The organism is Leucobacter sp. (genome assembly GCF_053528595.1).
The window spans coordinates 23,147-45,663 of sequence record NZ_JAIVPF010000002.1 but is presented as its reverse complement, the minus strand read 5'-3'; the positions used below and the strand labels follow the sequence as shown (position 1 = coordinate 45,663).

The 22,517-nt window shown below is 69.6% G+C and carries 21 protein-coding genes and 1 pseudogene; 19 read left to right on the top strand and 3 right to left on the bottom strand.

Annotated features, from left to right (window positions below; translation table 11 throughout):
- The first annotated feature begins 44 nt into the window (after nucleotides 1-44).
- From atpE to ACWKZU_RS00300, 9 genes are all read left to right on the top strand, one after another.
- The gene (atpE, locus tag ACWKZU_RS00340) at nucleotides 45-272 is read left to right on the top strand and encodes an ATP synthase F0 subunit C (RefSeq protein WP_053384488.1); all 228 of its coding nucleotides are present in this window, start codon (nucleotides 45-47) and stop codon (nucleotides 270-272) included.
- Nucleotides 273-307: 35 nt separating this feature from the next.
- On the top strand, nucleotides 308-856 hold the full coding sequence (locus ACWKZU_RS00335; RefSeq protein ID WP_449280402.1) for a F0F1 ATP synthase subunit B: 549 nt from the start codon (nucleotides 308-310) through the stop codon (nucleotides 854-856).
- Nucleotides 856-1,632 carry a F0F1 ATP synthase subunit delta gene (locus tag ACWKZU_RS00330; protein WP_449280401.1) on the top strand — a complete coding sequence of 259 codons (777 nt, stop codon included), beginning with the start codon at nucleotides 856-858 and terminating at the stop codon, nucleotides 1,630-1,632. The genes ACWKZU_RS00335 and ACWKZU_RS00330 overlap by 1 nt, the downstream gene beginning before the upstream one ends.
- Before the next feature lie 55 nt (nucleotides 1,633-1,687).
- A complete protein-coding gene (gene atpA, locus ACWKZU_RS00325; protein ID WP_449280400.1) occupies nucleotides 1,688-3,313 on the top strand; it encodes a F0F1 ATP synthase subunit alpha in 1,626 nt (541 codons plus the stop codon).
- Between the two features lie 79 nt (nucleotides 3,314-3,392).
- The gene (locus tag ACWKZU_RS00320) at nucleotides 3,393-4,283 is read left to right on the top strand and encodes a F0F1 ATP synthase subunit gamma (protein WP_449280399.1); all 891 of its coding nucleotides are present in this window, start codon (nucleotides 3,393-3,395) and stop codon (nucleotides 4,281-4,283) included.
- 22 nt (nucleotides 4,284-4,305) lie between these two features.
- Nucleotides 4,306-5,769: a F0F1 ATP synthase subunit beta gene (atpD, locus tag ACWKZU_RS00315; protein WP_449280398.1), complete on the top strand. Its 1,464-nt coding sequence runs from the start codon at nucleotides 4,306-4,308 to the stop codon at nucleotides 5,767-5,769.
- Nucleotides 5,770-5,771: 2 nt separating this feature from the next.
- A complete protein-coding gene (locus tag ACWKZU_RS00310; protein WP_449280397.1) occupies nucleotides 5,772-6,032 on the top strand; it encodes a F0F1 ATP synthase subunit epsilon in 261 nt (86 codons plus the stop codon).
- Nucleotides 6,033-6,213: 181 nt separating this feature from the next.
- Nucleotides 6,214-7,020: a YaaA family protein gene (locus ACWKZU_RS00305; protein ID WP_449280396.1), complete on the top strand. Its 807-nt coding sequence runs from the start codon at nucleotides 6,214-6,216 to the stop codon at nucleotides 7,018-7,020.
- A 30-nt stretch (nucleotides 7,021-7,050) separates the two neighbouring features.
- On the top strand, nucleotides 7,051-7,860 hold the full coding sequence (locus ACWKZU_RS00300) for a PP2C family protein-serine/threonine phosphatase (RefSeq protein ID WP_449280395.1): 810 nt from the start codon (nucleotides 7,051-7,053) through the stop codon (nucleotides 7,858-7,860).
- Between the two features lie 173 nt (nucleotides 7,861-8,033).
- On the opposite strand, the gene ACWKZU_RS00295 is transcribed toward ACWKZU_RS00300, so the two are convergent.
- Nucleotides 8,034-9,383, bottom strand: coding sequence for an aminotransferase class III-fold pyridoxal phosphate-dependent enzyme (locus ACWKZU_RS00295; RefSeq protein ID WP_449280394.1), 1,350 nt, complete (start codon nucleotides 9,381-9,383; stop codon nucleotides 8,034-8,036).
- Nucleotides 9,384-9,558: 175 nt separating this feature from the next.
- Between ACWKZU_RS00295 and ACWKZU_RS00290 the strand changes: the two genes are divergently transcribed.
- From ACWKZU_RS00290 to ACWKZU_RS00260, 7 genes are all read left to right on the top strand, one after another.
- On the top strand, nucleotides 9,559-10,035 hold the full coding sequence (locus ACWKZU_RS00290; protein ID WP_449280393.1) for an OsmC family protein: 477 nt from the start codon (nucleotides 9,559-9,561) through the stop codon (nucleotides 10,033-10,035).
- A 42-nt stretch (nucleotides 10,036-10,077) separates the two neighbouring features.
- Nucleotides 10,078-11,724: a methionine--tRNA ligase gene (metG, locus tag ACWKZU_RS00285; protein WP_449280392.1), complete on the top strand. Its 1,647-nt coding sequence runs from the start codon at nucleotides 10,078-10,080 to the stop codon at nucleotides 11,722-11,724.
- Nucleotides 11,721-12,659, top strand: coding sequence for a TatD family hydrolase (locus tag ACWKZU_RS00280; protein ID WP_449280391.1), 939 nt, complete (start codon nucleotides 11,721-11,723; stop codon nucleotides 12,657-12,659). Before metG ends, ACWKZU_RS00280 begins: the two co-directional genes overlap by 4 nt.
- A complete protein-coding gene (rsmA, locus tag ACWKZU_RS00275; RefSeq protein WP_449280390.1) occupies nucleotides 12,656-13,546 on the top strand; it encodes a 16S rRNA (adenine(1518)-N(6)/adenine(1519)-N(6))-dimethyltransferase RsmA in 891 nt (296 codons plus the stop codon). The genes ACWKZU_RS00280 and rsmA overlap by 4 nt, the downstream gene beginning before the upstream one ends.
- A gap of 45 nt (nucleotides 13,547-13,591) precedes the next feature.
- Nucleotides 13,592-14,524: a 4-(cytidine 5'-diphospho)-2-C-methyl-D-erythritol kinase gene (locus ACWKZU_RS00270; RefSeq protein ID WP_449280389.1), complete on the top strand. Its 933-nt coding sequence runs from the start codon at nucleotides 13,592-13,594 to the stop codon at nucleotides 14,522-14,524.
- A 106-nt stretch (nucleotides 14,525-14,630) separates the two neighbouring features.
- Nucleotides 14,631-15,317 carry a DsbA family oxidoreductase gene (locus ACWKZU_RS00265; protein WP_449280388.1) on the top strand — a complete coding sequence of 229 codons (687 nt, stop codon included), beginning with the start codon at nucleotides 14,631-14,633 and terminating at the stop codon, nucleotides 15,315-15,317.
- Between the two features lie 65 nt (nucleotides 15,318-15,382).
- The gene (locus ACWKZU_RS00260) at nucleotides 15,383-15,535 is read left to right on the top strand and encodes a hypothetical protein (protein ID WP_449280387.1); all 153 of its coding nucleotides are present in this window, start codon (nucleotides 15,383-15,385) and stop codon (nucleotides 15,533-15,535) included.
- Between the two features lie 161 nt (nucleotides 15,536-15,696).
- Here ACWKZU_RS00260 and ACWKZU_RS00255 read toward each other — a convergent pair whose 3' ends face one another.
- Complete coding sequence (locus tag ACWKZU_RS00255) at nucleotides 15,697-17,481, bottom strand: lipase family protein (protein ID WP_449280386.1); 1,785 nt, start codon at nucleotides 17,479-17,481, stop codon at nucleotides 15,697-15,699.
- 111 nt (nucleotides 17,482-17,592) lie between these two features.
- Here ACWKZU_RS00255 and ACWKZU_RS00250 point away from each other — a divergent pair.
- Nucleotides 17,593-18,924: pseudogene (locus ACWKZU_RS00250) on the top strand (ABC-F family ATP-binding cassette domain-containing protein); the annotation flags it as partial.
- Nucleotides 18,925-19,055: 131 nt separating this feature from the next.
- Complete coding sequence (locus ACWKZU_RS00245; RefSeq protein ID WP_449280385.1) at nucleotides 19,056-20,852, top strand: ABC-F family ATP-binding cassette domain-containing protein; 1,797 nt, start codon at nucleotides 19,056-19,058, stop codon at nucleotides 20,850-20,852.
- Nucleotides 20,853-20,878: 26 nt separating this feature from the next.
- Here the strand turns inward: ACWKZU_RS00245 and ACWKZU_RS00240 are convergent, their stop codons facing one another.
- Nucleotides 20,879-21,262 (bottom strand): sulfate permease, encoded by a 384-nt coding sequence (locus ACWKZU_RS00240; protein WP_449280384.1) that lies wholly within the window; start codon nucleotides 21,260-21,262, stop codon nucleotides 20,879-20,881.
- Nucleotides 21,263-21,477: 215 nt separating this feature from the next.
- On the opposite strand from ACWKZU_RS00240, the gene dprA reads away from it, so the two are divergent.
- The gene (dprA, locus tag ACWKZU_RS00235) at nucleotides 21,478-22,491 is read left to right on the top strand and encodes a DNA-processing protein DprA (protein WP_449280383.1); all 1,014 of its coding nucleotides are present in this window, start codon (nucleotides 21,478-21,480) and stop codon (nucleotides 22,489-22,491) included.
- Nucleotides 22,492-22,517 lie beyond the last annotated feature (26 nt).

Sequence of the window (22,517 nt, the reverse complement as noted above, 5' to 3'; positions counted from 1 at the left end):
GTTCGGCAACCGCCGTTCCTCACCTACGGAAGGAAACACATAACGTGTCTGTTCTCGCAGAAATCTCCGGCAGCATCGCGACCGTCGGTTACGGCCTCGCCGCCATCGGCCCCGCCATCGGCGTGGGCATCGTCGTGGGCAAGACCATCGAGGGCGTCGCCCGCCAGCCCGAGCTGGCCGGCCGTCTCCAGGTCCTGATGTGGATCGGCATCGCGTTCACCGAGGCGCTGGCGTTCGTCGGCATCGGCACCGCCTTCATGTTCGGCTACTAAACCCGCATCTGCAACAACCTTGAGAGGAGGCAACGATGATCAACACAATCGTTGTTGCTGCTGAGGATGCGGCGCCCAACCCGTTGCTCCCGGCGACCTATGACATTGTCTGGTCAGCGGTTGTATTCGTCATCCTTCTGATTGCCTTCTGGAAGGTCTTCCTTCCCAAGATGCAGGCGATGCTCGACGCGCGTGCAGAGGCGATCGAGGGCAACATTGCCAAGGCCGACGAGGCCCAGGCGAAGGCCGAGGCCGCGCTGCAGGAGTACACCGCGCAGCTCGCCAGCGCCCGCCAGGAGGCCGGCGAGATCCGCGACGCCGCCCGTGCCGACGGCGCGAAGATCGTCGCGAAGGCCAAGGAGGATGCGGTGGTCGAGGCCAACCGCGTCGCCCAGGCCGCGCAGAGCCAGATCGAGGCCGAGCGCCAGAGCGCCGTGGTCTCGCTGCGCAAGGACGTCGGCTCGCTCGCCATCGACCTCGCCTCGAGCGTCGTGGGCGAGAGCCTGACCGACGACCAGAAGGCCTCGGCCCTGGTCGATCGATTCCTCGCCGACCTCGAGGCATCCGAGAAGGCGGCGAAGTAATGGGAAGCGCGTCACGCGAAGCACTGGCCCAGGCGCGCACCGCGCTGCGGGCGGGGCTCGATCAGGCTGCCGGCGGCGAACTGCTGCGGGCGGCGGGCCGTATCGCAGAGAGCCCCGCGCTCGCTGCCGCCCTCGGCGACGCCTCCGCGAGCGCCGAGGCGAAGACCCAGGTGGTCGAGCGACTGTTCGGCGGGATCTCCGCTGACGCGCGCTCCGTGCTCGTCGCCGCCGTGCAGGCGCGGTGGTCGAACGTCGACGAGTTCGTCGCGGGTGTCGAGGAGCTCGGCCTGCGCGCCGAGGGCATCGCCAACCCGGCGCTCTCGGACGAGTTGCTCGCGGTCGCCGATCTGGTGGACCGCAGCCACGAGCTGCAGCTCAACCTGGGCAGCAAGCTCGCCGAGCCCGCGGGCAAGGTGGCGCTGGTGCAGCGCCTCCTGTCGGGAAAGACCTCCGCGTCGACCGTCGCGGTCGTGAGCCACCTCGTGGCGAACCCGCGCGGCCGTCGTCTCGACGCCACGCTGCGTCAAGCGGCCCGCACGGCGGCGGATCAGGTCGGCAGCGAGCTCGCGACCGTCACCGTCGCGGCGCCGCTCTCCGCAGCACAGCAGGATCGTCTGGCCCGCGCGCTCGAGCAGTCGGCCGGGCGCCCGGTCAAGATCACGACCGTCATCGACCCCGACCTGATCGGCGGCGTGCGCATCCAGCTCGCCGATGACGTGATCGACGGCAGCATCCGCGCCCGGCTGGAAGATCTCCGGCAGCAGCTCGCCGCTTAAGGCACAACTTTTCACCACCGGGGGCGGCGCTTCCGGACCAGACAGAGGAAACGAAATGGCAGAACTCTCAATCAGCCCGGACGAGATCCGCGACGCGCTGAAAGACTTCGCAGCGTCGTACGAGCCGACCCAGGCGGAGAAGACCGAGGTCGGCTCCGTGGTCGACGCCGCTGACGGCATCGCCCACGTGGCGGGCCTCCCCGGCGTGATGGCCAATGAGCTCGTCCGCTTCGAGGACGGCACGCTCGGCCTCGCCCAGAACCTCGAGGAAGACGAGATCGGCGTCGTCGTGCTCGGCGAGTTCACCGACATCGCCGAGGGCCAGCCGGTCACCCGCACCGGCGAGGTGCTCTCGGTCCCCGTGGGCGAGGGCTACCTCGGCCGCGTGGTCGACCCGCTCGGCAACCCGATCGACGGCCTCGGCGAGATCGCCGGCATCGAGGGCCGCCGCGCCCTCGAGCTGCAGGCCCCCGGCGTCATGCAGCGCAAGTCGGTGCACGAGCCCCTGCAGACCGGCATCAAGGCGATCGACGCGATGATCCCCGTCGGCCGCGGCCAGCGCCAGCTCATCATCGGCGACCGCCAGACCGGCAAGACCGCGATCGCGATCGACACGATCATCAACCAGAAGGCCAACTGGGAGTCGGGCGACAAGACGAAGCAGGTGCGCTGCATCTACGTCGCGATCGGCCAGAAGGGCTCGACCATCGCCTCGGTGAAGGGCGCGCTCGAGGACGCGGGCGCGATGGAGTACACCACCATCGTCGCCTCGCCGGCCTCCGATCCCGCGGGCTTCAAGTACCTGGCACCGTACACCGGCTCGGCCATCGGCCAGCACTGGATGTACGACGGCAAGCACGTGCTCATCATCTTCGACGACCTGTCGAAGCAGGCCGAGGCCTACCGCGCCGTGTCGCTGCTGCTGCGCCGCCCGCCGGGGCGCGAGGCCTACCCGGGCGACGTGTTCTACCTGCACTCTCGCCTGCTCGAGCGCTGCGCGAAGCTCTCGGACGAGCTGGGCGCCGGCTCGATGACCGGCCTCCCGATCATCGAGACGAAGGCCAACGACGTGTCGGCCTACATCCCGACCAACGTGATCTCGATCACCGACGGCCAGATCTTCCTGCAGTCCGACCTCTTCAACGCCAACCAGCGTCCGGCGGTCGACGTGGGCATCTCGGTGTCGCGAGTCGGCGGCGACGCGCAGGTGAAGTCGATCAAGAAGGTCTCCGGTACCCTCAAGCTCGAGCTCGCCCAGTACCGCGCCCTCGAGGCGTTCGCGATGTTCGCGTCCGACCTCGACGCGGCGAGCCGCAAGCAGCTCGAGCGCGGTGCACGCCTCACCGAGCTGCTCAAGCAGCCCCAGTACACGCCGTACCCGGTCGAGGAGCAGACGGTCTCGATCTGGGCCGGTACCAACGGCTACCTCGACGAGGTGCCGGTCGAGGACATCCTGCGCTTCGAGCGCGAGTTCCTCGACTACCTGGGCCGCAACTCGGAGGCGCTGAACACGCTCCGCTCGACCAACGTGCTCGACGACGACACCGTCGCCGAGATCACCGCGCAGATCGAGAAGTTCAAGAGCGAGTTCCGCACGTCGTCGGGCAAGGCCCTGAACGAGCAGTTCGAGGCGCTCGACGAGGCAGAGATCAAGCAGGAGCAGCTGGTCGTCAAGAAGTAGCGACGGACCCGGTGGGGGCGCGAGCCCCCACCGATCCCGAGCCGCCTGACCAGCCAGCCCCGACCAGTACAGGAGAGACATGGGAGCGCAACTTCGGGTCTACCGGCAGAAGATCCGTTCTGCCCAGACGACCAAGAAGATCACCCGTGCGATGGAGCTGATCGCAGCCTCTCGCATTCAGAAGGCGAAGGCCCGCGTCGAAGCGTCGACGCCCTACGCCACCGCGATCACGCGTGCGGTCTCGGCCGTGGCCACGCACTCGAACACCGACCATCCGCTGCTCACCGAGGCCGAGACGGTCGAGCGGGCGGCAGTGGTGATCTTCACCTCCGACCGCGGTCTCGCCGGCGCCTTCAACTCGCAGGTGCTGCGGGAGGCGGAAGAGCTCACCGAGCTCCTCCACGAGGAGGGCAAGGAAGTCGTGTACTACCTGATCGGCCGCAAGGCCCAGGGGTACTTCTCCTTCCGCCGCCGTCCCTCGGAGCGCGTGTGGACCGGCGACACCGAGAACCCGAGCTTCGAGACGGCCAAGGAGGTCGCCGAGTCCCTGCTCGAGATCTTCGGCCGTGCGGCCGAAGAGGGCGGGGCCCAGGAGATCCACCTCGTCTACAACCGCCTCATCAGCATGGTGAGCCAGGTCCCCGAGGTGCACCGCCTGCTCCCGCTGCAGGTGGTCGAGGGCGTCGCCGAGGCCACCGAGGGCCCCGAGTCGCTGTACGAGTTCGAGCCCGACGCCGACACGGTGCTGGACCAGCTGCTGCCGGCCTACATCGAGTCGCGCATCTTCAACGCGATGCTCGAGTCGGCGGCCGCCAAGCACGCCGCGACGCAGAAGGCGATGAAGTCGGCGAGCGACAACGCCGACACGCTGATCCGCGACTACACGCGCCTCGCGAACAACGCTCGCCAGGCCGAGATTACCCAGCAGATTTCCGAGATCGTAGGCGGCGCCGACGCGCTGTCGAGCTAGAGAAGCACGAAGAGAGAGAAACATGACCGAAACCGCCGCAGTGGCGACTGAGGCCGCAACGAAGGTCGTCGGGCGGATCGCTCGAGTGACCGGCCCCGTCGTCGACATCGAGTTCCCGCACGACGCGATCCCCGCCGTCTACAACGCTCTCGAGACCACCATCGACTTCGGTGAGGGCTCCGAGTCCTTCAAGCTCGTGCTCGAGGTCGCCCAGCACCTCGGCGACAACCTCGTGCGCGCCATCGCCCTGAAGCCCACCGACGGCCTCGTGCGCGGCCAGGAGGTCGTCGACACCGGCGACTCGATCACCGTGCCCGTCGGCGACATCACCAAGGGCAAGGTCTTCAACGTGACCGGCGACGTGCTCAACCTCCCCGAGGGCGAGACCATCGAGGTCAGCGAGCGCTGGAGCATCCACCGCACGCCCCCGGCCTTCGACCAGCTCGAGTCGAAGACGCAGCTCTTCGAGACCGGCATCAAGTCGATCGACCTGCTCACCCCCTACGTGCAGGGTGGCAAGATCGGCCTCTTCGGCGGCGCGGGCGTCGGCAAGACGGTTCTGATCCAGGAGATGATCCAGCGCGTGGCGCAGGATCACGGCGGCGTCTCGGTGTTCGCCGGCGTGGGCGAGCGCACGCGTGAGGGCAACGACCTCATCCACGAGATGGACGAGGCCGGCGTCTTCGACAAGACCGCCCTCGTGTTCGGCCAGATGGACGAGCCGCCGGGGACCCGTCTCCGCGTCGCACTGTCGGCTCTGACCATGGCGGAGTACTTCCGCGATGTGCAGAAGCAGGACGTGCTGCTCTTCATCGACAACATCTTCCGCTTCACGCAGGCCGGTTCCGAGGTCTCGACGCTGCTCGGCCGCATGCCCTCCGCCGTGGGCTACCAGCCGAACCTCGCCGACGAGATGGGCATCCTCCAGGAGCGCATCACCTCGACCCGCGGCCACTCGATCACCTCGCTGCAGGCGATCTACGTGCCCGCCGACGACTACACCGACCCGGCCCCGGCGACCACCTTCGCCCACCTCGACGCGACCACCGAACTCTCGCGCGAGATCGCCTCGAAGGGCCTGTACCCGGCGATCGACCCGCTGACCTCGACCAGCCGCATCATGGACCCCCGCTACTTGGGCGAGGATCACTACCGCGTGGCCACCACGGTCAAGCAGATCCTGCAGAAGAACAAGGAGCTGCAGGAGATCATCGCGATCCTCGGCGTCGACGAGCTCTCCGAAGAGGACAAGATCACCGTGGCCCGCGCGCGCCGCATCCAGCAGTTCCTCTCGCAGAACACCTACATGGCGAAGAAGTTCACCGGTGTCGAGGGCTCGACGGTTCCGCTCAAGGAGACCATCGAGTCGTTCGACGCGATCGCCAAGGGCGAGTTCGACCACGTCGCCGAGCAGGCGTTCTTCAACGTCGGCGGCATCTCGGACGTCGAGGAGAACTGGGCCAAGATGCAGAAGGATCTGGCCTGAGCATGGCGCTCAACGTCAGCGTCGTCTCCGCCGATCGCGAGGTCTGGACCGGCACCGCCGCCCAGGTCGTCGCGAAGACGGTCGAGGGCGAGATCGGCATCCTCGGTGGCCATGAGCCGCTGCTCGCCAAGCTCGCGCATGGCGAGGTGCGCGTGACCACCGCCGACGGTGAGAAGGTCAAGGTCGACGCCGAGGGGGGCTTCCTCTCGGTCGACCACGACACCGTGACCATCGTCGCCGGCAGGGCTGCTCTCGTTCCGTAAGCAGTTCCTCCCTTCCGACGCCGAGGCCGGACGCCACTCCCTCGGGAGCGGCTCCGGCCTCTCGTCGTCTCCGCGGGCCGCCGATCGGGCTCGTGTCCCGCCGATCGAGCCTGCAGCCAGCCGATCGAGCCTGTCGAGATCGAAGCCCACCCGTCCACCCGCATCCCGAGAGGAGCCCCCTATGCTCGTGCTGCTGCCGCCGTCGGAGACGAAACGCGTCGGGGGAGCGGGCGCGCTGGATCCCGGCGCGCTGCACGCTCCGGAGGCGCTGGGCACCGCGCGGGAGCAGGTGCGCGCCGCGCTCGTCGAGCTGAGCCGCGACGAGGAGGCCGCCGCGAAGAGCCTGAAGCTCGGCGTGAAGAACCGCGGGGAGCTCGAGCACAACCTGCGGCTCGAGTCGAGCGGGGTGATGCCCGCGATCGAGCGGTACACGGGCGTGCTCTACGACGCGCTCGACGTCGCCTCGCTCGACGCTCAGGCGCGCTCCTGGCTCGATGAGCACGTACTGGTGCAGTCGGCGCTGTTCGGCCTGCTGAGCGCGGGGGATCCGATTCCCGCCTACCGGCTCTCGGCCGGATCGCGCCTGCCGGAACTCGGGGCTCCGCTCACACGCGTGTGGGGCGAGGCCCACGCTGATGTCCGCTGGGCCGATGACACCCTGCTGCTCGACCTGCGCTCGAAGGACTACGGCGCGCTCGCGCCCCTGCCGCGGGGATACTTCCTCAACGTGGTGCAGCGCGGCGCGAACGGCGAGGTGCGGGCGCTGAACCACTTCAACAAGGCGGCCAAGGGCGATCTCGTGCGGCGGCTCGCCCGATCCGGCGCCTCGACCGGTGCGACCGGCATCGACAGCGTCGGGGAACTGCTCGACTGGGCGGCCTCGGAGGGCCTCGAGATGACGGCATCCGAGGACGATCGCACGGTCACCCTCGTCACCGAGCTCGGGGCGCCCGCTCCCGCGTCTTCGCGCCGGGCGCAGGCGCGATAGGATGTTCGAGATGTCTATGGAGCGGAAGCAGTGACGACCCGAGGTGAGAACGCGTCTCACCGGCGTCTGCGCTACCGCAAAGACCGCGATGTCGAGATCGAGCTCTCCTGGTTCGCGATGACCGACGTCGGTCGCCGCCGCGAGACCAACCAGGACAGCTACGTCGCGCTGCCGCCCATCTTCGCGGTGGCCGACGGCATGGGCGGGCACTCGGCGGGCGAGATCGCCTCGGCCGCGGTCGTGCGCCGGCTCGCCGAGCTCGGCGGCAACACGAGCATCGGCGAATCGGACATCGACGAGATGCTCAGCGACGCCGTCGACGACATCGAGCTCGACGCGGGGGAGACCGAGCTCGGGGCCGGCACCACCGTCACCGGGGTCTGCGTCAGCTCCGACGACGAGCCGACCTGGAAGGTCTTCAACATCGGGGACTCCCGGGTCTACCAGTACTTCAAGGGCGCGCTGAGCCAGATCACCGTCGATCACTCGGTCGTGCAGCACCTCATCGACACCGGTGCGATCACCGAGGAGGAGGCGGAGGTCCATCCGCACGCCAACGTGATCACCCGGGCGGTCGGATTCAACGAGGCGCCGATCCCGGACTACACCGCGCTCGCCCTGATCCCGGGACAGCGCCTGCTCATCTGCTCCGACGGTCTGACGAAGGAGCTGACCGACATCGGGATCCAGCACTTCCTGGCGACCCAGCCCACCGCCGAGGAGGCCGCGCGCACGCTCGTGCAGCAGGCGCTCGAGAACGCGGGTCGCGACAACGTCACCGTGATCGTGATCGACGTGCACGCGGTGGGTGAGGACCGCACGGAGGAGATCACGATGTGATCCGTTCCGCCGATCGAGCGGCGCACGGTCCGTCTCCGAGTTCGTTCGGCTCCTCGCGAACTCGTCGCTCAACCGGCGGAGGGCACCTGCTGGACTCCGCTCCTTGCGACCACCGGGCAAACCCGTCTCGGCAGTTGGCGGCGATGCAGGGGGCCGGCGGGGCGGAGGCCGCCTCAGGCCGCGGTGAACGCCTCGTCGAGCACCGAGATGACATCGGCGATGAGCTCGTCGGTCATCTTGAGCGACGGCAGGAAGCGGATGGCCTGGTTGTAGATGCCGCTGCTCAGCAGGATGACGCCCTGCTTCGCCGCGAAGTCGATGACCTTCGCGACGAGATCGGCGTCGGGCTCGAGCGTGCCGGGCTTCACGAGCTCGATGGCGAGCATCGCGCCCCGGCCGCGCACCTCGGCGATGGCGGGGTGCTTCTCCTGGAGGCCGTTCAGGCCGGCGGTGAAGCTCGCCTCGATGCGCTTCGCCTCGGCGAGCAGGTGCTCGCGCTCGATCTGCTCGAAGACCGCGACGGCCGCGGCGCACGACACGGGGTTGCCCCCGAATGTGCCGCCCAGGCCGCCCGGCTGCGACTTGTCCATGATCTCGGCGCGGCCGGTGATGCCGGCGAGCGGGAGCCCCCCGGCGATGCCCTTCGCGGAGAGCACGATGTCGGGCTCGACGCCGAACTGCTCGATCGAGAAGACGGTGCCGGTGCGGGCCATGCCGGCCTGCACCTCGTCGGCGATGAAGACGATGCCGTTCTCCCGGCACCAGTCGGCGAGCGCCGGCAGGTAGCCGTCGGCGGGGACGATGAACCCGCCCTCGCCCTGGATCGGCTCGACCACCAGGCAGGCGAGATCCTCGGCCCCCGCGATCTTCTCCAGGTGCGCGATGGTGCGGGCCGCGGCCTCGGGGCCGGTCAGGCCGTCGTGCAGCGGGTAGGAGTTGGGGGCCTTGTAGATGTCGCCGGCGCGCGGGCCGTAGCCGTAGGCGTAGGGGACCGCCTTGTGGTTCATGCTGCTGGTCAGCATGGTGCGGCCGTGGTAGGCGTGCTCGAGCACGGCGACGCCGGGGCGGCCGGTGTGCTTGCGGGCGATCTTGACGCCGTTCTCGACGGCCTCGGCGCCGGAGTTCATGAGCAGGGTCTTGTAGGGGCGCTCGGGGGTCGATCCCGGCACGTGCTGCGCGAGGTACTCGGCGACGTGCACGTAGGGCTCGTACGGCGTCATCGTGAAGAGGGTGTGGGTGACCTTGTTCAGCTGCGCGGTGGCGGCCGCGACCACGGCGTCGTCCGTGTGGCCGATGGTGGTCACGCCGATGCCGCCGCAGACATCGATGAGGTGGTTGCCGTCGACGTCGACGACGATCGAGTCGTGCGAGCGCTCGATGTAGACGGGCAGCACGCTGTGCACGCCGGGGGGCACCACCGCCCGACGGCGCTCGTGGATCTCTCGTGAGCGGGGACCGGGGATCTCGGTGGCCACGAGACGCTGCTGGGGAATGCTGGTTTCGGTGAGGGTCGCTTCGCTCATACGCTCGATCTTACTCTCGGCTCCCTGGGGCCTCTTCCCGGGTTCGGTCCCCGGTCTCCGCCGTTCCCGTTCCGGGGGCCGGTCGCTCATCCTCCCCGAGCCCGTCTGCGGGAGCCTCCCGCTTCTCGGAGGAGGGGCGTGGGGTCGGCTCCGGCCCCGGCGGTAGGGTGGGCTCATGAAGGATCTGCACGAGTACCGCATCGAGATCGAGTGGACGGGCAACCGGGGATCGGGTACGAGCGGGTACCGGGAGTACGGCCGTCAGCTGCTGATCCGCGCGGAGGGCAAGGCCGAGCTGGAGGGCTCGGCCGACCGCACCTTCCACGGCGACGCCGATCGCTGGAACCCCGAGGAGCTGCTCGTGACGGCCCTCGCGCAGTGCCACATGCTGTCCTACCTGCACATGGCGGTGCGCGCGGGGGTGGTGGTGACCGCCTACACGGACGGGGCGACGGGCACCATGCGCCAGGAGGGGATGGGCGGAGCCTTCACCGAGGTCGTGCTGCGGCCGCGGGTGACCGTCGCCGAGGCGTCGATGGTGGAGGCGGCCCGCGCGGCCCACGCCGAGGCGCGCGAGGTCTGCTTCATCGCGAACTCGGTGAACTTCCCCGTGAAGCACGAGCCGGAGATCGTGGTCGCGGCGGCCGCGTAACACCGGACGAGGGTGTCACCGGTTCCCAATACAATGGAACCCATGGCACCGGACCCCCAGGCACAGCGCTCGCAGGCGCAGCCCTCCTCGTTCTTCCTCACCACGCCCATCTTCTACGTCAACGACGCGCCCCACATCGGGCACGCGTACACGGAGGTGGCGGCCGATGTGCTCGCGCGCTGGCATCGTCAGGCGGGCGACGACACCTGGTTCCTCACCGGCACCGATGAGCACGGCCAGAAGATCCTGCGCACCGCCACCGCGAACGGGGTGGCGCCGAAGGAGTGGGCCGATCGGCTGGTCGAGTCGGCGTGGAAGCCGCTGCTCGACACGATCGACATCTCCAACGACGACTTCATCCGCACCACCGACGTGCGTCACGAGACCGGCGTCGCGAAGTTCCTGCAGAAGCTCTACGACGACGGGCACGTGTACGCGGGCGAATTCGAGGCGCTCTACTGCGTGGGCTGCGAGGAGTTCAAGCCGAAGAGCGAGATCGTCGACGGCACGGGCGCCTTCGAGGGCGAGAAGGTCTGCGCGATCCACTCGAAGCCGCTCGAGCTGCTGCAGGAGAAGAACTACTTCTTCAAGATGAGCGCGTTCCAGGACCGGCTGCTGGCGCTCTACGAGGAGCGTCCCGACTTCGTGCAGCCGGCCAGCGCGCGCAACGAGGTGATCGCGTTCGTGCAGCAGGGGCTCGAGGATCTGTCGATCTCCCGCACCTCCTTCGACTGGGGCATCCCGATCCCCTGGGACTCGAGCCACGTCACCTACGTGTGGTTCGACGCGCTGCTCAACTACGTCACCGCGATCGGCTACGGGGCTGATCCGGAGCAGTTCGAGCGCCGCTGGCCCGCGACGCACCTCGTGGGCAAGGACATCCTGCGCTTCCACGCGGTGATCTGGCCGGCCATGCTCATGGCCGCCGGCCTCGAGGTGCCGAATCACGTCTTCGCGCACGGCTGGCTGCTGGTGGGCGGCGAGAAGATGTCGAAGTCGAAGCTCACGGGCATCGCGCCCAACGAGATCACCGATACCTTCGGCAGCGACGCGTTCCGCTACTACTTCATGCGGGCGATCTCGTTCGGCCACGACGGCTCCTTCAGCTGGGAGGATCTGGCGGCCCGCTACCAGGCGGAGCTCGCCAACGGCTTCGGCAACCTCGCCAGCCGGGTGCTCGCCATGAACCAGAAGTACTTCGACGGCCGCGTGCCCGAGCCGTCGGCGATCGCCGACACCGAGTCGGAGGCGCAGATCCGGGATCTCGCGGCCACGGTCGCGGCCCGCGCCGACGAGCGCATCGAGGCCTTCGCGATCCACGAGGCGATCGCCTCGGTGTGGGAGCTGGTCGACGCCCTCAACGGCTACATCACGGAGCAGGAGCCTTGGGCGCTGGCCAAGGATCCCGAGCAGCGGGAGCGGCTCGCGACCGTGCTGTACACCGTGACCGAAGGGCTGCGCGTGCTCGCGGTACTGCTGGCGCCCGTGATCCCGCTGGCCACGGCGAAGCTGTGGACCGCGCTCGGCGCCGAGGCCGCGCTCGGCGCCCTCGCGGCGCAGCCGATCCGCGAGGCGGGCGACTGGGGCCGCCTTCCGGCGGGCACCGAGCAGCAGTCGCTCGCGGTGCTCTTCCCGCGCATCGCGGATGCGAACGAGGCGGAAGCGGCGGCTGAGGTCGACTCCCGATGAGCGCGCCCGAGGGGGGACTGCGCAAGCGGGCGAAGACGGAGGGACGGGATCTGACCCGCCCCCCGAGTCCCGAGCCCCTGCCGATCCCGCTCTACGACAACCACGCCCACCTCGAGTTCGAGGACGGCATCGACCAGCTCGATCCGCTCGACTCGCTGGCCCGTGCGGAGTCGGTGGGGGTGCGGGGCGTCGTGCAGGTGGGCACCGACCTCGAGACGAGCCGCTGGAGCGCGCAGCTCGCCGAGAGCGATCCGCGCGTGCTCGCCGCGGTCGCGCTGCACCCGAACGAGGCTCCGAAGCTCTTCGCCCAGGGCTGCCTCAGCGCCCACCTCTCCGAGATCTCGCGCCTCGCCGCCCAGCCCCGCGTGCGCGCGGTCGGGGAGACCGGCCTCGATTTCTTCCGCACGGGGGAGGACGGGCGCGACGCGCAGATCGAGTCGTTCGAGACGCACATCGAGATCGCGAAGGCCAACGGCATCGCGCTGCAGATCCACGATCGTGACGCTCACGACGAGGTGGTGGCGACGCTGCTCCGCGTCGGCGCTCCCGAGCGCACGGTGTTCCACTGCTTCTCGGGCGATGCGAGACTCGCCCGGGTCTGCAACGAGCACGGCTGGTACATGTCGTTCGCGGGCACGACCACCTTCAGGAACGCGCCGGCGCTGCGCGAGGCGCTGACGGTGGCGCGCCCCGAGCTGGTGCTCGCCGAGACCGACTCGCCGTTCCTCACCCCCGAGCCGTTCCGAGGGCGTCCCAACGCGCCCTACCTGCTGCCGCACACGGTGCGTCGCATGGCCGAGGCGCTCGAGCAGCCGCTCGAGGAGGTCTGCGCGCGGATCGCCGCCAACACCGAGCGGGTCTACGGCTCGTGGGAGCCGGAGAGCGGCGCCGGCGCGCGGGATCCCGAACCCGCCGCCGTCGGGGACTCGGCGTGAGCGACAGCCGAGGACTGCTGGGCCCGGCCGAGGTGCGGGAGCTCGCGGAGCGCCTCGGGGTCTCGCCGACCAAGAAGCTCGGCCAGAACTTCGTCATCGATCCCAACACGGTGCGCAAGATCGTACGGCTCGCCGGAGTCGAGGCGGGGGACCTCGTCATCGAGGTCGGCCCGGGACTCGGATCGCTCACACTCGGCATCACCGAGGCCGGCGCCGACGTCACGGCCGTCGAGATCGACCACCGCCTCGCCGCCGAACTGCTGAGCACCGCGCGCACGATGCAGCCCGAGATCTTCGCCGACGCCGAACGGCCGCGGCTGCGCGTGATCCGGAGCGACGCCCTCGAGGTGACCGCGAGCGATCTCGACGCGCTCCCCGCGCTCCCCGAGGTGCTGGTGGCCAACCTGCCCTACAACGTGTCGGTGCCGATCCTCATGCACTTCCTCGAGATGCTCCCGAGCCTGCGCCGCGGCCTCGTCATGGTGCAGTCCGAGGTCGGGTACCGCATCGCGGCGTCGCCCGGTTCGAAGGAGTACGGCGCCCCGAGCGCGAAGGCCGCCTGGTACGGGGAGTGGTGGATCGCCGGTAACGTGAGCCGGCGCATCTTCTGGCCCGTGCCCGGCGTCGACTCGGTGCTGGTCGGCTACGAGCGACGGGACGAGCCGCGCGGCGACGAGGCGGAGCGACGGCTCGCCTTCGAACTGGTCAATGCGGCATTCGCGCAGCGCCGCAAGATGCTGCGCCAGGCGCTGCAGCCCGTGCTGGGACCGCTCGACCGCGCGGTGGCGGTGATCGAGGGCGCCGGCCTCGATCCGACGGCCCGTGCCGAGCAGCTCGGCATCGAGGACTACCTGGCGATCGCGCGCAGTCGTGCGCGAGGCGTCTGAGATCCGTGCAACGTGCGAACCCGCCGGTGCGCTAGCGTGGAGGGTATGAGCACGAGGGGGCTGCGATCGATCACGGTGCGTGCACCGGGCAAGGTCAATGTGTTCTTCCGCGTCGGCGCGATCCAGGACGACGGGTACCACGACGTCGCGTCGCTGTACCAGGCGGTGTCGCTGTTCGAGGAGGTGACCGCGACCGAGGCGGATGGCTTCTCGGTGCGCTTCATCGGACCGATCGACGCGAGCGGGCTGCCCCTCGACGACAGCAACCTCGCGGTCGCGGCTGCGCGGCTGCTGGCCGAGCGCACCGGCTACGCGGGCGGCGCCGCGCTGACGGTCTTCAAGCGGGTGCCGATCGCGGGCGGCATGGGCGGGGGATCCGCCGACGCCGCGGCCACGCTCGTCGCCTGCGACGAGCTCTGGGGCACCGGCCTCGGACGCTCCGGGCTGCTGCCGCTCGCGGCCGAACTCGGCGCCGATGTGCCCTTCGCGCTCGAGGGCGGCACGGCCGTCGGCACGGGCCGCGGCGACGAGCTGAGCCCGGCCCTCGCCAAGGGCGCCTTCCACTGGGTGCTGGCGCTCTCGGAGACGGGACTCAACACCCCGGTCGTCTACCGCGCGCTCGACCGGCATCGCGACGAGCACCTGGTCGACCTCGGTCGTCAGCCCGATCAGGTCAAGGTCGACACGGCGGTGCTGCAGGCCGTGCGCGTGGGCGACGCAGACTCGCTGGCGGAGTCCATGCACAACGATCTGCAGGTGGCGGCGCTCAAGCTCGCCCCCGAGCTCACCGACCTGCTCGAACTGGGCGAGTCGCGCGGCGCGCTCGCGGGCATCGTCTCGGGATCCGGTCCCACGGTCGCCTTCCTGGTCGACAGCGCCCAGTCGGCCGCCGAACTGCGTAGCGCACTGACCCGCGGGGGCGTGCAGGCGCTCACCGTCACGGGGCCGGTGCCCGGCGCACGCGTGCTCGAGGGCTGACGCGCCGGTACGTCCTCGTGGCGCGCCCCTGCGGTTTCCCGCCCCAGCCTCGCGCGGATCCGCGTGCCCCGGGAATAGCCGCGGCCGTTTCCGTGCTGTACCCCGCATGAGTGAGAAGATCCGCGTCGACATCTGGTCCGACATCGCGTGCCCGTGGTGCTACCTCGGCAAGCACCGTTTCGAAGCCGGCGTCGCCGCCTTCCGCGAGGCCCGTCCCGACGTGGAGGTCGAGGTGGAGAGCCACAGCTTCGAGCTGGCGCCCGACACCCCGCTCGACTTCGCGGGCAGCGAGATCGACTTCCTGGTGAAGCACAAGGGCATGCCCGCGGCGCAGGTCGAGCAGATGCTGGGGCAGATGACGCAGCTGGGCGAAGCCGAGGGCGTGGCCTTCGCGTTCGACCGCGTGAAGCACGCGAACACCGCACGCGCGCACCGGATCCTGCACCTCGCGAAGGAGGAGGGCGTGCAGGCCGCGCTGCAGGAGCGCCTGTTCCGCGCGTACTTCTCGGAGGGAGAGGACATGTCGGATCCGGACACGCTCGCGCGTCTCGGCGCCGAGGCGGGTCTCGACGCGAATGCCGTGCGCGCCGCGCTCGACGACGAGGCCTACGGCGAGGCCGTCGAGCGCGACATCACCCGTGCGCGTATGCTCGGGGTGAATGGGGTGCCGTTCTTCCTGATCGACCAGAAGTACGGGGTGTCGGGTGCGCAGTCGGCCGACGCCTTCGCCGGCGCGTTCGAGCAGGTGCTCGGGCTGCGCGACGGCGAGGGATCAGGGACCACCGCCGGCTGAGCACGGCGGAAACGGGGCTCCGCCGCCCCGGCGGAGCGCAGCGGAATCGAGACCAGGGAGAGCACATGACCGAGAAGACCCAGACCGAGGCGATCGAGCTGAATCAGGACGCCGGCATCGCCGCCGCGGCCGCCGCCGAGAGCGCCGAGATCCTCAACCTGCTCGGCGACGCCGAGTCGGGCGGGGCGTGCTGCGGGGGATCCTGCTGCAGCGTCTGACGCCGCTTCTCAGCCATCCTGCGCGAGTTCTCCGCCATCCGGTGAGAGCTCTCCGTCATCCTGCGCGAGCTTGCGAGTCGCAGGATCCACACGTCGTGGATTCTGCGACTGCGCGCAGAATGACGACCCTCTCGTCGCACACGCGCTCTCGGTGAGGACGACTACTCCGGCAGCGCGTCGCAGTTGGGTGTGGGCGGCGCGCCGCTCCAGCGGTCGAGCGTCCACTGCACGATCTGCGGGGTGAGCGGCGAGTCGGCGTCGACGAGAGAGGTGTGGCTGAGCCCCGGGAAGGTGCGGTAGTCGATCTGCTCGCCGGCGCGGCAGCGCGCCTCGACCCAGTCGCGCTGCATGCCCGGCTTGACGAGGGGGTCGGCGAGTCCCTGCGCCACCATCACCGGTGCGGGGAACGGTCCCGTGGGCGTCTGCGCCTCGAGCCGATCGCCGAACTCCCCGTCGAGCAGCCGGTCGGGGAAGACCTGGTTGGGCACCTGGGTGCCGCGCAGCACCGCCGAGAGCACGTCGGTTCCGTTGAAGCAGAGATCCCGGATCTTCTCGACCCCGCCCGCCGAGCCGGGCGTGAGGTGGCGCTCGAGCTGCAGCTCGGGGTAGATGCGATCCCAGGTCGAGGCGATGTACGCCGAGACGGTCTTGCCGGCCGCGTCATTCTTGTCGGCCTCGGCGAGACCGAGGAGATCGGCCGCCGGAGCGAAGGCGGCGACGCCCTTGACCGTGAATTCGGGCGCGTAGTCGCCCGCGATCTGCGCCGTCCACAGCGCGGCCTGCCCGCCCTGGGAATGCCCCCAGATCACCGTGTCGGTCGTGGTGCTGATCTGCTGGAACTCCTGTGCGGCGCGGGAGGCGTCGAGCACGTTGCGCGCCTCGGCGTCGCCGATGAGGTACGGGTGGGTGCCCGCGGTGCCGAGCCCGATGTAGTCGGAGATCACCGCGACCCAGCCGTGCTGCGCGACGAGCTGCTCGAGCGCGGCGCCGGCGCCGTCGGCGAACGGGGCCGCGCCGAGCGAGGGCGCGCACTTGGGCACGACGCCGGTGGTGCCGTGCGCGACGGTGAGCAGGGGCAGCGGATCGCCGTCTCGCTGCTGCGGCGCGAGGACGGTGCCGCTCGAGATCGCGGGGGAGCCGTCGGGGTGGGTGGTGGTGTAGAGGATGCGCCACGCCTCGGTTCCCGCGGGCACGCCCTCCGCGAGGGGCTCGGAGCGCAGCAGACGGCCCGGCTCCGAGGGCACCTCGGCGGGAGCCGCGTAGAACGGCCCCGGCTGGGGCAGCGGGGCGCCGCCGCGGATCGCGCCGCTGCCCGCGGCGAAGAGCAGGGCGACCGCGAGTGCCGCGCACGCGCCGATCGTGCGCATCCACCGGCCGAAGCGGGAGGGTTCGCGCGGGGCGGCGCGCTCGCGGCGGATCAGCAGCGACACGAGCAGCTGGAGGCCGAAGAAGACGAACCACGCGCCCACGCCGAAACGGAAGATCTCGAGCGTGAGCACGGGCCAGGTGAAGGTCAGCGCGCCGAAGACCACGGCCGCGCTCGCCGCGATGATGTCAGCCGCTCGGCCGGGAGCGCGGAGGCGGATCGCGCGGATCGCCGAGAGCAGGCCGTGCGCGATCAGCCCGGCGCCGACGAGGAACGCGAGCCACGGCGCGCCCGCCGTGGGCCAGAGTGCGATGACGGCGCCGAACACGATGATCGCGATGCCGAGCGCGCGGCCGAAGCCGCCGGGGCCCTCGGGGTGCTCGGCGCGGTCCGCTCGCAGGCGGAGCAGGACGACGATGCCGGTGAGCACGAGACCGATCCCCGTTACGACGGCGATCGCCCGGGAGGAGAGCGGCGCGAGGACGAGCGCGACGCCGGCGAGCACCGCGACGATCCCGAGCACGATCCGCAACGGCGACCAGCCGTCGTGCCTGGCCTCTTCCCCGTGTGAGCTCCCCATGCCCGCCCCCTCCGCGGTCGCCGCTGATCACCACTCTGGCACAGCGGGTCGCCCGCCGTCACCCGTCGGCGCGCAGCCTGCTGTCGGGGAGCGCCGTAGACTGGAGAGGTTATGGCGCATCTTCTGGGGGCCGAGGCCCTGCACCTCGAGGTACCGACCAAGACCGTGTTCGACTCGGTGACCCTGGGGGTCGCCGAGGGGGACCGGATCGGGATCGTCGGCCGCAACGGCGACGGCAAGTCGTCGCTGCTGATGATGCTCGCCGGTCGGCGCGAACCCGACGGCGGGCAGGTCACGATGCGCGGCGGCACGACCATCGGCGTGCTGGATCAGGCCGACGTCTTCGCCGACGGCGAGACCGTGGGCGGCGCGATCGTCGGCGACCGCCCCGAGCACGAGTGGGCGGGGGATCCGCGCACGCGCGAGGTGATCGCGGGCCTCGTCGGCGACCTCGGCTGGGAGGCCCCGCTCGACGCGCTCTCGGGCGGGCAGCGGCGCCGGGTGGCGCTCGCGAGCCTGCTGGTGGGCGAGTACGACCTGCTCTTCCTCGACGAGCCGACGAACCACCTCGACGTCGAGGGCATCTCCTGGCTCGCAGAGCACCTCAAGCGGCGCTGGCCGCGGGGGCAGGGCGCGCTGCTCGTCGTGACGCACGACCGCTGGTTCCTCGACGAGGTGTGCGAGACGACGTGGGAGGTGCACGACCGCGTCGTCGAGCCGTTCGAGGGCGGGTACGCCGCGTACATCCTGCAGCGGGTCGAGCGCGACCGGCAGGCCGCGGCGATCGAGCAGAAGCGGCAGAACCTGGCGCGCAAGGAGCTGGCCTGGCTGCGCCGCGGCGCCCCCGCCCGCACCTCGAAGCCGAAGTTCCGCATCGACGCCGCGAACGAGCTCATCGCCGACGTGCCCGAGATCCGGGACAGGGTGTCCCTGCAGTCGATGGCCGTGCAGCGCCTCGGCAAGGAGGTCGTGAACCTCGTCGACGCGGGTGTGGTGTACGGCGACCGCGTGATCCTCGATGGCATCGAGTGGCTGCTCGCGCCCGGCGAGCGCACGGGGATCCTGGGTGTCAACGGCGCGGGCAAATCGACGCTGCTGGGGCTCATCTCGGGTGACGTGGAGCCGACGTCGGGACGCGTCAAGCGCGGCAAGACCGTGAAGGTGGCGACGCTCACGCAGCGGCTCGACGAGCTCGAGGAGCACCTGAACGAGCCGGTGCGCACGGTGATCGGCCGGCTGCGCACGAGCTTCACGGTGGGCGCGGGATCGAGGGCGCAGGAGCTCACCCCCGGGCAGATGCTGGAGCGCATGGGCTTCACGAGCGCGCAGCTCTCGACCCCGGTGAAGGATCTCTCCGGCGGCCAGAAGCGACGGCTGCAGCTGCTGCTCATCCTGCTCGATCAGCCGAACGTGCTGATCCTCGACGAGCCGAGCACCCCGATAGGGCATTGGGATCGGACGCTTTCACTCTACCGCTGTCGCGGGAGGATTCGGGGGGCGGCGGGGCTTTCGGGGCGCCGTCGTGCTCGGGTTCGACGCGAGTTCCGGGTCGGGGAACTGGCGGGTGTGGCCTGATGGCGGCGCATCTGCTGGGCGCCGAAGGACTCCGGCTGGAGTATCCGACCCGGGTGGTGTTCGAGTCGCTGACGCTCGGGCTGGAGGAGGGCGACCGGATCGGGATCGTTGGTCGCAACGGTGATGGCAAGTCGAGCTTGCTCGGGATGCTGTCGGGACGGATCGAGCCGAACGCGGGCCGTGTGACCCGACGCAGCGGCGTGCGGTTCGGGGTGCTCGACCAGCGCGACGACCTGGACCCGGCTGAGACGGTCGGCCGTTCGATCGTGGGCGACGGGCCGGAGCATGAGTGGGCCCGTGATGCGCGCATCCGCGATGTGATCGGCGGGCTCGCTTCGGACATCCCGTGGGAAGCGCGGGTCGGTGAGCTGAGCGGTGGGCAGCGGCGCCGGGTGGCCCTCGCCGCGCTCCTCGTGGGCGACTGGGACCTGATCGCCCTGGACGAGCCGACGAACCACCTCGATGTCGAGGGGGTCGCGTGGCTGGCCGAACACCTGCGGAACCGGTGGGCGAAGAACGTCGGCGGGCTGCTGGTCATCACCCACGACCGGTGGTTCCTGGATGAGGTGTGCACCGAGACGTGGGAGGTACACGACGGGATCGTGGAGCCGTTCGAGGGTGGGTATGCCTCCTATGTGCTGCAGCGGGTCGAGCGTGACCGGATGGCTGCGGCAGCCGAGGCGAAGCGGCAGAACCTGATGCGCAAGGAGCTCGCGTGGCTGCGTCGCGGGGCGCCGGCCCGCACCTCTAAGCCCAAGTTCCGCACCGACGCGGCCAACCAGCTCATCGAGGACGTCCCCCCGGTGCGGAACCCGATCGAGCTGCAGCGGCTAGCGGTGGCCCGGCTGGGCAAGGACGTGGTCGACATCGAGGACGCCTCGGTGCGCTTCGGCGAGCACGAGGTGTTGCGCGAGGTCACTTGGCGGCTTGCGCCCGGTGAGCGCACTGGCATCCTCGGCGCGAACGGCGCCGGGAAGTCGACCCTGCTGGGGCTGGTGTGCGGCACCCTCGCCCCGACGACCGGGCGGGTCAAGCACGGTAAGACGGTGCGGGTCGGGGTGCTGGATCAGCAGTTCTCCCAACTCGCCGAGATCGGCGGCGACCGGGTGCGTGAGGTGCTTGCCCGCACCAAGACGACGTTCACGATCGAGGGCAAGGTCCACACCCCGGCGCAGTTGCTCGAACGTCTTGGCTTCGCCCGTGAACACCTCTCCGCCCGCGTCGATGACCTCTCCGGAGGCCAGAAGCGGAGACTGCAACTGCTGTTGTTGCTGCTGAGCGAACCTAATCTCATCGCTCTAGATGAGCCTACGAACGACGTTGATTCTCAGATGCTCACCGCGATGGAGGACCTGCTCGACTCTTGGCCGGGAACGCTCATCGTCGTCTCCCACGACCGGTACCTGTTGGAGCGAGTCACCGACCAGCAGTACGCGATCCTGGACGGGCGGCTGCGGCATCTACCGGGCGGAGTCGATGAGTACCTGCGGCTGCGCCAGGAACAGACGAGCACGCCGACCGACAGGCCCGACCTCGCCACGACGTCGGCTGAGCCTGAGGAAACGTCGGCGCTGTCCGGTGCGGAGCGTCGAGCGGCCCAGAAGGAGATCAGCGCAATCGAGCGCCGGCTGGAGAGGGTGTCAGGCAACATCGAGGTGGTACACCGGCGCCTGGCCGAGCACGATCAGAGCGACTACGAAGGCCTACAGCGACACGCTGACGAACTGCGCGAGATGGAGGCCGAAGTGGCGCAGTTGGAGGAGCGGTGGTTAGAGCTGTCCGAGTCCGTCGACTGACCAGCAGGGTCGGTACGCGGACAGTCTTAGTGCGCTCCGAGCGGAGCATCGGCGAGGTTCTGGCTCTCATCGGTCGACGCGGTGGATACCCACGGCGCGCGACGCTCGCTTAGCTCTCGAAGACGTGCGCGCGCCAAGAGGACAAGGCTGATCGGGCCGATCCAGATCATCTTCAAAGCGTTCCAGATCGCGAGTATCACCAACAGGTTGAGCCATCCGGGTCCACCATCCCGGATGACCACGGTGAGAATGCCGGTGACGTAGAGATACGGGATCGCCAGAAGCATGACGGGCACGCCCCACTTGAGGCCACGACGGGTACGGATGACATCAAGCAAGATGTTGGTGCGCATATACCGGCGCAGGAAGTACCGGGTGTGAACGCTGGCGGCCCAGATGAGACGGAACATGACGGCAGTCCTCTCCACAGTCCTGGCGATAAAGAACCTTGAAGGACTACCCGAGATGGTTCCGGGCGGTCGTGCCATCGCACTGGGGGCGACGGCGACACATTGATGAAAATCGCCTCTACTTGCTTCCATTTTACTCCCGACAGCGGACATGCGGAACCCCGTCGCTACACGCGTACCTCCTCGGTGACGTCTCACCGAGAGGACCCCCGATCATGACCTCGTTCAGCGATCTTGCGAAGGATGACCACACGGCGCGGATGATGTTGACGATGCTGGCTGAGCCCGACGATGCGGTGACAGGGCGGTTGCTGTCCCGCCTGGGTGGGGTGGAGACGCTGGGGCTCCTGGACAGCGAGGGGAAGGTTCCGGGTTTGGACCGAGTGGACGCACAAGTCTGGCGCGACCGGTTGAGCACGGCGTCACGACCCGATGAACTGGCCGAGCGCCTCCGTCACGTCGAACGGGACGGGATCGGCGCTATGGTCCCTGGTGACAGGTACTGGCCGGCGGCGGTGAACAACCTCGGTGATCGGGCACCGTTTGCGTTGTGGACTCGTGGGGCGGACTCATTCTTGTTCCGTCCACTGTCGGACCTGGTGACGATCACCGGGGCCAGGGCCGCAACCTCCTACGGGGAGCACGTCGCCACCGACTTCGCCACTGAGCTCGCTCGGGACGAGCGTGTAGTCGTAGCAGGTGGCGCGTACGGGATCGAGGGTGCCGCACACCGAGCAGCTTTGGGCGCCGGTGGAGACACGATCGCAGTGTTGGCTGGTGGCGTGGATCGGCCGTATCCGGCCGGGCATCGAGAGCTACTGGACCGAATCGCTGACGTGGGGCTGCTGGTCAGCGAGACTGCGCCGGGCACTGCACCGACCCGGCACAGGTTCTTGGCACGCGGCAGGCTGTTGGCTGCCCTGTCGAGCACGACGGTCGTGGTCGAGGCCGGCGCACGCTCAGGCGCTCTGCGTACGGCGCAGCGGGCGCATGAGCTGGGCCGTCATGTTGGCGCGGTCCCTGGCCCGGTGACCAGTGCCGCCAGCGTCGGACCCCACGAGTTGATCGGTGATGGGCGGGCACGCATCGTCACCGACGCCGGCCAGATCACCAACATGCTCCACATGCAAGAAGACCTCCGCGACAGCCCGCAGCGATCGCCGCTGGGAACAGCGTTCAGCCGCGACAAGGCACCCCGGACCACTCGGCGCGATGGCCCTTCCCTCTGAACGTCCCCTCGAACAGCACCCCGGAT